Genomic DNA, 9,112 nt, shown 5'->3' on the forward strand with positions numbered 1-9,112 from the left:
GATAAAATAGAAATGAGGGGCGATAGAGCGGAAATATCAGATTTTCCACTCTATCTGAACACGGTCGCTGGTGGCCTTGATTGTAGAGATCAAACCATCGGCGGCTTTTCTTTTGTCGTCAAAATCTATGCTGTCCCAGTTGTCGAGATAATAGGATAACTTCTTTATCTGCTGGGGAGATATGGTTTCAACGCTCAATTCAGCGATTGCCTTTGAAATGGTCTGGCGTCGGGTGTCCAGTTCTTCAATTTTTTTGTTAGCGTAGGCAAGCAAGGTCGCATTGGCTCCGGTTAGCGTATCCAGCAGCTTTTCAATTTCTGCCTCCACCTGTGCCAGCTCCACTTGATAGGCGGTCAGTTTCGGATTGACTTTTTCCTCTCTGCCGTGGAGTATCTGAAAGTCTTTGAACTTTTCCTGCATGGCCGAGAAAATGAATTGCTCAAATTCTTCTTTACGGATTTTCCCGCAGCCCGGACAGCCTTTGTTTTCCGTCCGTTTGGTACAGCGGAAATATCCGGTACTGTTTGGTACATGTGTGGCTTTCAGCGCATACCCACAATGCCCGCATTTGATTTTTCCGGCCAACCAAGTGTTCTTCGGTTTCCGTCCCTGCTGGAAGGTGGTATTTGCCATAAGTTTTTTCCGGCATTTCAGCCATGTATTAGAGGAAATGAGTGCTTCATGGGGAGCGATAACAAGTATCTGGTCTTTTAAGCACCTGTCCTTGTCCTCCTTCACATCCCGCCCCTGATAGAGATAGCAGCCGTTTGTTCCGGCAAAGTCGGAAGCGTCATTGACAATCGCTGCGCCCTGGCTCTTGAAAAATTCGTACAGCTCCAAATCGGCCTGTGCGTAAACGGGGTTTCTTAAAAGCTGGGAAAGAAATGTACGGAACATGGATTTGCCATAAATTTTTATGTCATGTTCCTCGAAGTATCGGGTAATATCTCCGAAGGAGGTTTCCGGTTCAGCGTACATTTCAAACATCAGCCGAACATGGTCGGCGGCTACGGGGTCGGCAACCATTTTCTTTGTGCGGATACCCTCTACCACAGTAGGCTCTAACTGATAACCGTATGGCGCCTGTCCGCTCATGTGAAAGCCTTTCAGGCACCGTGAATAGTAGGCGTCTGTGACACGCTTCTGAATTGTCTCACGTTCAAGCTGGGCGAATACAATGCAGATATTCAGCATGGCCCGGCCCATCGGGGTCGAAGTATCAAACTTTTCCGTGGAGGATACAAACTCCACATCGTACTCTTGAAACAGCTCCATCATCGTTGCAAAGTCCAGAATAGAGCGGCTTATACGGTCCAGCTTGTACACGATGACCCGCCGAACCTTTCCCTTGCGGATCTCGCCCAGCAGCTTTTGAAACTCCGGTCTGTCCGTGTTCTTACCGGAATAGCCTTTGTCCTTGAATACCCGGCAGCTCCCGCCTTTCAATTCATACTTGCAAAAGTCGATTTGACTTTCAATGCTGATACTGTCCTTGCGGTCTACTGACTGTCTTGCGTAAATACAATCTTCTCTGATAAATTCCATATTGGGCTCCTTTCCTTGTTGGAATGGAGCTACCAACCTTACAACTATATTATACCATCAGCAGCCCCGGACAACAATGTTGCGAATGATTAGGGAAACCTGTCCCCATATTTGCTGAACACCTCAAAAAGGCAGCGCTCAATTTCTTTTTTGCGCTGTTCTTTCTCCTTCGGTGGAAGCACTGGCGTGAGGCTTTCCAGCACAATGATCTTCCCTTGAAATGCGACAGACTTTGTTTCTCGTTCATAAGTGACAGCTTGCGTCATTGAAAACCTCCTTTGCGAAAGTGCGTGTATATGCCAGCCTTTCCCGCTTGTCCTGTGGGGAAATGTCAAAAGACGGCACCCAGCAGGTGCCGCCCTTTGAGCTTTCTCCACTTCGGGTCAATGTGGCCCGATGTCAGCAAGGACTGGAAAGGTACTTTTCTTTGGCGTCCTCCACGCTGTTGAGGTCAAATATTTTATAAAGTTGCCCCACAACTCGCCGTATATCCTTCTTTGAAAATCCGCAGTTCTCCATTGCCATAATGACATAACCACGGCAGGCGTCATTGCTCCATTCGTCCGGTTCCAAGCCGGGGATCATTCCAAACGCATTTCCCATAAAGTGCTCCTCTTTTGAAAAGATGGGGAGCCACGCCGGATCGGTTGGTCTATCATCAGACAGCATTGCCGGGGGCTCCCCATAGGTTTTCATTTCATTTCAGACACACCGGACGGACATAGGCTTCATGCCCCATAGTATTTCAACTCTCCCCATTCTGATGGCAAGGCGTTCTCATTGCCTGCGACGGCTCACGGCTTGCAAGACCGCTTCAACGCTCGGACTGTGACTAAACGCAAGTATCCGGGTTCTGCGCCTGTTCCGGTGGAGCCAGCCTTGCCCCACCTATGGCATGGACCTGTTCGCTCGCTCAGTTTTACAAAGACTGTATTCTCTGAAATCTGAGGTCATGGCGGGTCTGTCACACAGCGCGTTCCCCTTCGTATCCGGGTGTCTTTTTATTCAATTTTCAATCTGCATGAGGCTTGTCTGAACCTCGGGCCATTGTGACCCGAAGTGTTTTACCTCTCATAAGCCATTTCATTTTCCAGCCTAAATCGGTACGCCTTACAAAGAATTTTTCAAAATTTTTTCTAAGCGACGCAGACCTCGCTCGATTGCGACACGAATCACTTTTTCATGGACGCCCTCTGCCCGGGCAATGTCCTGTTTGGTCATGCCGAGAATGAAATGGGCGTAAATCCGTTTTGCCTGTTTGTCTGGCAGACTGGTAATCGCTGCGTGAAGTTCCTGCATGGTCACTTTCCGCTCATACAGTTCATGGGGAGATAAAGCGACAAAGACAGCCTCATGTTCCAGCCCGTCATCCCGATCAAGGGAATAGTAGGCTTTGTGGCGGTATGTACGCAGCCGATAAGCAGCCTCTTTACGATCAAACTCTTTGAACATTTCTGCAACTTCTTCCGATACTTCCATGAAGCAATCCGATGTATAGAATGGGTAATAGTCCCGCAAATTGATAATAGCCATATTGACCTCCGTTTCGGTTGTTGGTTGACGAGTGACCGAAACGAAGGCGGCGGGGAGCGGCACCGGGGAATGACTTCGGGCCAACATGACCCGAAGCAGCCCCATAAGAACGCAAAAGCGCCCGGGCGGCATGAAGCCACACGGACGCATGAAATGACATAATAGTTAAGGTTCCAACAAATTTCGCATACATAGCCGGAATAACCCGGAGGCGGGGCTATGCTTTTTTTAACTGATGTAGGTCATGGGTGCTATGAAAAAAGGCAAAAATAGACACGGCGGCAATCCTCCTATATGCCGCCGTGGATTTACACGGTGTTAGGTCGTCGTTGGTTTAGGATAGACGAAAAGAAACGGCGGCTCTGATTTTCTCAAAACCGCCGTATCAGTCGATGATACAGAAAAGCGCACGAAATCCTCTGCCCGTCAGCGGTTTTTTTCTTTTCCCCGCTGTGGAGGCAGATGTTTGAATATGTAGGTATGTTTCATGCCGCAAAGGCCAAAACATACCGTGTTAGTCAGTCAATTTGAATTAGAGTTCAATTCTTGCTTTCGATGGCTTATCTTCACAATAGATAACTTTAATCGTTGTTCCCTTGTCAGGGACTTTGTTTCCTGCGCCAATCCATTTTCGGCAGATGTAATCTTTGCCGTCTATCGTATATTTGACCTTGATAGTATGCGGAAAGGCTGCGCCATCCATCGCATGAACGCGGGCAGGTTTACGATTCACTTTTAACCACCATTGTTTTGTAACTGAAATTACAGTTCCCATTGTTTCTTTTTCCATAAGTTATACCTCCAATGATATTTTTGATTGATGATACCTATTTTCTATTCAGCCTTTTCTTTGTTTGTAGTAAAAGCGGAACGCTGCTGCGCCGGTGGCCGCCAACTGTACCAGAATCAGCACAGCAAACAGACCGAAGCTCTCATAGTAGAACAGTTCATCCCAAAAATATAGTCTGTTCAAATGATGCCATTTATTGTATTCTAAATTTGTAGGTAAGCTGAACGGGTAACTTACCAAGGGATAGCGGCAACAGATGTCTATCTAACCATACTACCATTGAGATCGAAAAGTATGAATTGAAGAGTACAATAATAGGATTGATTGAGGATCAACTTTTATTTTTTGTACCTTCATGTTAGAAGCCGTTGTGGACTATTACCTAAAAATAATAGATATAACACAAAGAGAATTATTCAATCTGTCCAAGCATAACAGGAAGGAAAAGATTGAAATTCCATAGGTAGTGGCTTCGTTGACGCGACTAAGTTCAATACGGAAAAATCGGTCTGCAGGTGTGTCAAACAGAAGACACTATTTTTTTATATCTGAGACCGATTGTTTCCGATACAATTTATGGAACATTCAGCACATCATGGACAAACCAAGTCTGAGCCGTGACCATAATGGCAAATGTGCAAATAGCAAAGAGAAGTACTTCAGCCACAGCATTGACACGGCTGGATTGAAGTTGCTTTTTCAGATTGGCAGGCAAGATTCTTGACAGCAGACAATAAACTAAAAATCCAATACAGGCTCCAGCGGTATTTGTCATCAAGTCATTGATGTCGGAAGAACCCCAGCCAAACATCTGGACAATTTCAACAGCCAAAGAAAACAGAAAGCCAGTCAATGCAACCGTCTTCATGTGATGATATTTCTTGTACAGCAGCGGCAGGAAAAATCCCAACGGGACAAACAGAATAATATTCAGAATGGTATCAATTGGCCCAGTTATCATACCGATAAATGGAGTCCAAGAAATGTTCGGGCGAAAGGTCATTGTGCTTGTAAAGCCGATGCCTGTGACGGTCAAAAGTCCGAATAAATAATAACCAAAAACAAACACTGCAGCGGTATGGAGAAAACTTTGTGTTCTCCCCAATTTTTTGAGCCACAAGAAATACAGTACGAAGACTGGAACCATAAACACATACCCACTAATTGAGCGGATGAGAATATCAGAAATTGGTATCATTATTATATCCATTCCTTTCGCTTCGCTCAGGCACAAAACGTTATGAAAATGTTTCCCTGAGCTCATTTTTTCTTTATAATTCTTCTTGTAGGGAACTCGGTATACTACAAATCACGGAGAGGTGAGTGGGCTGTCCGGCTTGCCGGATGACCGCATTATTATATGTGTAGTTCGCCTTTTCAAGCACAAATAAGTGTGACTTCAAGCACGTAATCTTATCTTTGTATAAACATTCTCGTTTATGGCTTAGGCGTTCAGTCAATGCCCCGTCTCTCCCTATAATCTTTAGCGAACCTCCCGGTTCTGAAAGGAGTCCCTATGGCTTTAAAAATCGTGTACAAAATCTGTTGTGGCATTGATGTCCACAAGACTTTTGTAGTCGCCTGCATCGCTTCTACGAACGATAAAGGTGTCACTTCTTACGAGAGCCACCGGTTTTCGACCTACACGAGCGGTCTGAAAACTTTGTTACAATGGCTACTCGACAGGAATTGCAAGGATGTCTGTATGGAATCCACCGGTAAATACTGGATTCCTGTTTATAACATCTTGGAAAAAGATTGTTCGATTGTCCTTGCCCATCCGAAATACGTTAAGGCTATCCGTGGAAAGAAAACTGACAAGAAAGATGCCAAATGGATTGCTGACCTGTTTAAGCATGATCTTGTTGCCGGAAGCTTTATGCCACCCGCTGACATCCGCCAGCTTCGTGACCTTATGCGCTACCGTTTCAAACTGACCTGCTTCAAATCAAGTGAAAAGAATCGTTTGCAGAACTGTCTCACGGTTTCCAATATCCAGTTGGGAAACGTTGTCTCGGACACCTTCGGCAAATCTGCTCAGGCGATACTGGATAAGATTTTGGAAGATCCCGCAGATACTTCCTTTGACCTTGAACCTCTTGTTTTCAAAAGTTTAAAAAAGAAACTTCCTGAACTTCGTGATGCCATTGACGGATATATCACTCCGGAACAGGCAGGTAAGCTCAAAGTAATCAAAGCTCATTATGAAAACCTTGAAGCTCGGAAAGCAGAGCTTGAAGAACTCATTCTTGCGCTCGCCACTCCCTATCAGCAGGAACTTGCCATTCTTCAAACCGCTCCTGGTATCAGCAGTGATTTCACTGCCATCGGAATTATTTCCGAAATTGGTACCAATATGGAGGCTTTTCCTTCGGCGAAACACTTGTGTTCATGGGCTGGCCTTACTCCGACCAACAATGAAAGTGCAGGGAAGAAAAAATCTGTCCGGGTTTCCAAGGCCGGATGCTACATCAAACCTCTTTTAGTACAGTGTGCAAACGCTGTTGTTAAAAGTAATAAGCATCCTGAAATTCGCAACCGCTATCTCCGTATCAAAAAACGTCGCGGTCACAAGAAAGCAATCATTGCGATAGCAAGAATGCTTCTTACCGCATTATACCACATATTAAAGAACGGAGAAAACTATAATGCTGAACTTTATCGAAAATCTGATTTACCACCTGTGGATCGTGAAATTACCGTAGAGCAGGCACTCATGATCGCCAGAAATCAAGGTTATAAAATCAAGTCAGCAACTGCATAGCCTTAGTGTATACGATATTCAATTTTTAAAACAGCCACCGAAAGATGGCTTGTTTGTGATGCGATTAAGGTAATGGATACCCTCTACTTCTCATTTTCAATCTTCTCCTTGTCAAATTCAAATTTATTGCCCATTCCAGCATTGAGCATTTTCTCATAAAGCAAACAGAATACTGTCATTAGTAACGACGGTATTCCCATAATGCTAATCGTAAGTCTAATTGTTCAATGTCGATTAGACATTCACTTTTACATTTTGGACAAAAGAGAGGAAAATTTTTAAGTACGGTATCTTCCCGAATTTTGTCGCGTGTTTTATTCCCGCAGACTGGGCAGCGGATGAACTCTGTTTTCTCCATATTGTTCACTCCGAATTGCGATCATTCTTTTTCTTATCCCGATATTTCCGTATGAGTTTATTACGGATAGGAACGCCAACACCAAGCAAAAGCACAACTGCCAAAATTGTGAAATCCATACAATCACCTCACATTTCTTTGTTCTTCATAATCCGAATGGACAAGAAGATCGAAACCGCATACATCACGACAATAGCAAAAACCGCAAAGAAAACGAGAAGTATCGGAAAAGATTCAACGACTGAAATAATTGATTTCCCGATAGCTGGCATTTTAGAGAGAAGAAGTAAAGTCACCAAAAAACCGGCCACTGGAATATACATAAATACCCGTCCTTTGATTGAGCCGTACTTGTAATATCCCGGAATCTGGAACACGGTATAGAGTGCAAATAAGAATACTCCTGCAATAGCGGCAGTTACAATGTCAAATACGCCAACTGTTTCACCCAGCACTTTCAAGACAAGCGGCTGTGCAATCAAAGAAATAATCAAGGAAAGAAGCCCCATTGCAAGGACGAAAACATAGCGTCCAATCACAAGCTCGCTTTTACGAACAGGTAAAATACCAAACAGACGATCCATACTGTTTTTTTCTGTGATGGAAAAGGTATATCCCGTCGTCATGGCAATAAAGCACATAGCAAATGATACCCCTGTCAGCAAAGAACGATTGATTGCGGCAAACACAATCGGCAGAAGCAGGGTGAAACAAATTGTCTTAAAATATGGTTTTACCAATGCAATATCTAATTTTGTGGATTTCAAAATATTACTCATAATCGTCACCTTTCTTGCTTGTAAACACTACAATTTCATCAATGGTGGCAGGCTCAATGGTCAGGTTAGGGAAACCGCTAATATCTTCGGTTTTCATCAGTGCCTCAAATCCCGTAGGGAATGTACGAATACCAGCCGCCTTATTTTTCAGATCATCGGACAGTTCCTCAATTCCACCTTTTACAATGCGGAACATATCTACAAAATCATCTTTGCTGCCAGTAAAGTACAGCTCGCCATAACTGATGTAGGTAATATAATCGGCTGCACGCTCCAAATCACCTGTGATATGGGTGGAGAACAAAACACTATGTTCGCCATCTTCAATATACTCTGAAAGAATTTTCAAAAGTTCATCTCTGGAAACCGGATCAAGTCCACTGGTCGGCTCGTCGAGGATCAGCAGTTTGGCGTCGTATGAAAACGCACAGGCAAGCATTAACTTCATCTGCATACCTTTGGAAAGTTCTTTTACCTTTTTGGTTGGTGCAATGTGAAATTTCCGTAACATATCCGCAAATTTCTGGCTGTCCCAATTTGGATAAAATACCGAAATGGATTTTTCAACCTGCGACACTTTCCAATCATCACTGAAATAATTTGTATCGAAAACAACGCCCAGCTCTGATTTTACTTTTTGTTCTTCTGTGATATTATCCAGCCCCATCACTTTGACTGTGCCGCCGGTGCGCTTGAGCATATTCAAAATCAGTTTGATTGTCGTTGTTTTGCCAGAACCATTCGGGCCGATCAAGCCCATAATATATCCCTTTGGCAAAGTAAAGCTGATATTGTGAAGCTGAAAAGAATCAAAAGATTTTGAAAGATTCGTTACCTCTAAATAATTAGTCATCTGTTTTTACCTCCGTTAAAATGTCCAAAAGGCGATGTAATTCCTCTGTGGATAGATTTGCCATTCTTGCAGCTTTTATTGCTTCGGTGAGATTGTTTTCTACTTTGCAAATAAGCTGCTCCTTAATCAGTTCTGAACCAGACCCCATTACGAAACATCCACGCCCCTGCACATTTTTAACAAAGCCCTCTTGCTCTAATTCTGTGTATGCCTTTGTCACTGTTAAGACGCTGATCTTTAAGTCTTTGGCAAGTGTTCTAAGGGAGGGCAAAGTTTCTTCGGCTTGAAGCTCGCCAGATAAAATAGCCGCCTTGATCTGCTGTTTAATCTGCTCGTATATGGGGACGCCAGATACATTTGAAATAATCAGTTTCATTTCTGCATCCTCCGTGTGTTTTAACTGTTATGCTATTGTGTATAACAGTATAACACAGAGAAAAAATAAGGCTCTGTTAGACCAAGGTTGACACGATCGGCTGTTCGTCGAACC

The 9,112-nt window shown here is 43.9% G+C and carries 11 protein-coding genes; 1 reads left to right on the forward strand and 10 read right to left on the reverse strand.

All coding sequences use genetic code 11. The features are described from left to right. Positions 1 to 36: 36 nt before the first annotated feature. The 6 genes from DW233_RS06390 to DW233_RS06410 form a co-directional block, all read right to left on the reverse strand. Positions 37 to 1,545, reverse strand: coding sequence for a recombinase family protein (locus DW233_RS06390; protein ID WP_117499745.1), 1,509 nt, complete (start codon positions 1,543 to 1,545; stop codon positions 37 to 39). 89 nt (positions 1,546 to 1,634) lie between these two features. Then, positions 1,635 to 1,811: a hypothetical protein gene (locus DW233_RS10345; RefSeq protein WP_167541534.1), complete on the reverse strand. Its 177-nt coding sequence runs from the start codon at positions 1,809 to 1,811 to the stop codon at positions 1,635 to 1,637. A 133-nt stretch (positions 1,812 to 1,944) separates the two neighbouring features. Beyond that, positions 1,945 to 2,214: a hypothetical protein gene (locus DW233_RS06395; protein ID WP_118267330.1), complete on the reverse strand. Its 270-nt coding sequence runs from the start codon at positions 2,212 to 2,214 to the stop codon at positions 1,945 to 1,947. 441 nt (positions 2,215 to 2,655) lie between these two features. After that, entirely contained in the window at positions 2,656 to 3,078 is a 423-nt protein-coding gene (locus tag DW233_RS06400) for an RNA polymerase sigma factor (protein ID WP_181968500.1), read from the reverse strand. Between the two features lie 532 nt (positions 3,079 to 3,610). Then, a complete protein-coding gene (locus DW233_RS06405; RefSeq protein WP_055201455.1) occupies positions 3,611 to 3,868 on the reverse strand; it encodes a hypothetical protein in 258 nt (85 codons plus the stop codon). Positions 3,869 to 4,442: 574 nt separating this feature from the next. Then, positions 4,443 to 5,066, reverse strand: coding sequence for a VanZ family protein (locus tag DW233_RS06410; RefSeq protein ID WP_025580950.1), 624 nt, complete (start codon positions 5,064 to 5,066; stop codon positions 4,443 to 4,445). 318 nt (positions 5,067 to 5,384) lie between these two features. Between DW233_RS06410 and DW233_RS06420 the strand changes: the two genes are divergently transcribed. After that, positions 5,385 to 6,632, forward strand: coding sequence for an IS110 family transposase (locus DW233_RS06420; protein WP_118267333.1), 1,248 nt, complete (start codon positions 5,385 to 5,387; stop codon positions 6,630 to 6,632). 178 nt (positions 6,633 to 6,810) lie between these two features. Here the strand turns inward: DW233_RS06420 and DW233_RS06430 are convergent, their stop codons facing one another. From DW233_RS06430 to DW233_RS06445, 4 genes are all read right to left on the reverse strand, one after another. Continuing rightward, positions 6,811 to 6,990: a cysteine-rich KTR domain-containing protein gene (locus DW233_RS06430; protein ID WP_074021989.1), complete on the reverse strand. Its 180-nt coding sequence runs from the start codon at positions 6,988 to 6,990 to the stop codon at positions 6,811 to 6,813. 128 nt (positions 6,991 to 7,118) lie between these two features. Continuing rightward, positions 7,119 to 7,769: an ABC-2 transporter permease gene (locus DW233_RS06435; RefSeq protein ID WP_117502866.1), complete on the reverse strand. Its 651-nt coding sequence runs from the start codon at positions 7,767 to 7,769 to the stop codon at positions 7,119 to 7,121. Further along, entirely contained in the window at positions 7,762 to 8,622 is an 861-nt protein-coding gene (locus DW233_RS06440) for an ABC transporter ATP-binding protein (protein ID WP_118267335.1), read from the reverse strand. Before DW233_RS06440 ends, DW233_RS06435 begins: the two co-directional genes overlap by 8 nt. Continuing rightward, the gene (locus DW233_RS06445) at positions 8,615 to 8,998 is read right to left on the reverse strand and encodes a GntR family transcriptional regulator (protein ID WP_002578893.1); all 384 of its coding nucleotides are present in this window, start codon (positions 8,996 to 8,998) and stop codon (positions 8,615 to 8,617) included. Before DW233_RS06445 ends, DW233_RS06440 begins: the two co-directional genes overlap by 8 nt. Positions 8,999 to 9,112 lie beyond the last annotated feature (114 nt).

Source organism: Collinsella sp. AM20-15AC (assembly GCF_003471405.1).
GTDB lineage: Bacteria > Actinomycetota > Coriobacteriia > Coriobacteriales > Coriobacteriaceae > Collinsella.

Bases quoted from the DNA above. Each gene is read 5' to 3' on its own strand.
- DW233_RS06405 (WP_055201455.1), bottom strand. From the start codon at position 3,868: ATGGAAAAAGAAACAATGGGAACTGTAATTTCAGTTACAAAACAATGG.
- DW233_RS06395 (WP_118267330.1), bottom strand. From the start codon at position 2,214: ATGCTGTCTGATGATAGACCAACCGATCCGGCGTGGCTCCCCATCTTT.
- DW233_RS06390 (WP_117499745.1), bottom strand. From the start codon at position 1,545: ATGGAATTTATCAGAGAAGATTGTATTTACGCAAGACAGTCAGTAGAC.
- DW233_RS06435 (WP_117502866.1), bottom strand. From the start codon at position 7,769: ATGAGTAATATTTTGAAATCCACAAAATTAGATATTGCATTGGTAAAA.
- DW233_RS06400 (WP_181968500.1), bottom strand. From the start codon at position 3,078: ATGGCTATTATCAATTTGCGGGACTATTACCCATTCTATACATCGGAT.
- DW233_RS06430 (WP_074021989.1), bottom strand. From the start codon at position 6,990: ATGGAGAAAACAGAGTTCATCCGCTGCCCAGTCTGCGGGAATAAAACA.
- DW233_RS10345 (WP_167541534.1), bottom strand. From the start codon at position 1,811: ATGACGCAAGCTGTCACTTATGAACGAGAAACAAAGTCTGTCGCATTT.
- DW233_RS06410 (WP_025580950.1), bottom strand. From the start codon at position 5,066: ATGATACCAATTTCTGATATTCTCATCCGCTCAATTAGTGGGTATGTG.
- DW233_RS06440 (WP_118267335.1), bottom strand. From the start codon at position 8,622: ATGACTAATTATTTAGAGGTAACGAATCTTTCAAAATCTTTTGATTCT.
- DW233_RS06420 (WP_118267333.1), top strand. From the start codon at position 5,385: ATGGCTTTAAAAATCGTGTACAAAATCTGTTGTGGCATTGATGTCCAC.
- DW233_RS06445 (WP_002578893.1), bottom strand. From the start codon at position 8,998: ATGAAACTGATTATTTCAAATGTATCTGGCGTCCCCATATACGAGCAG.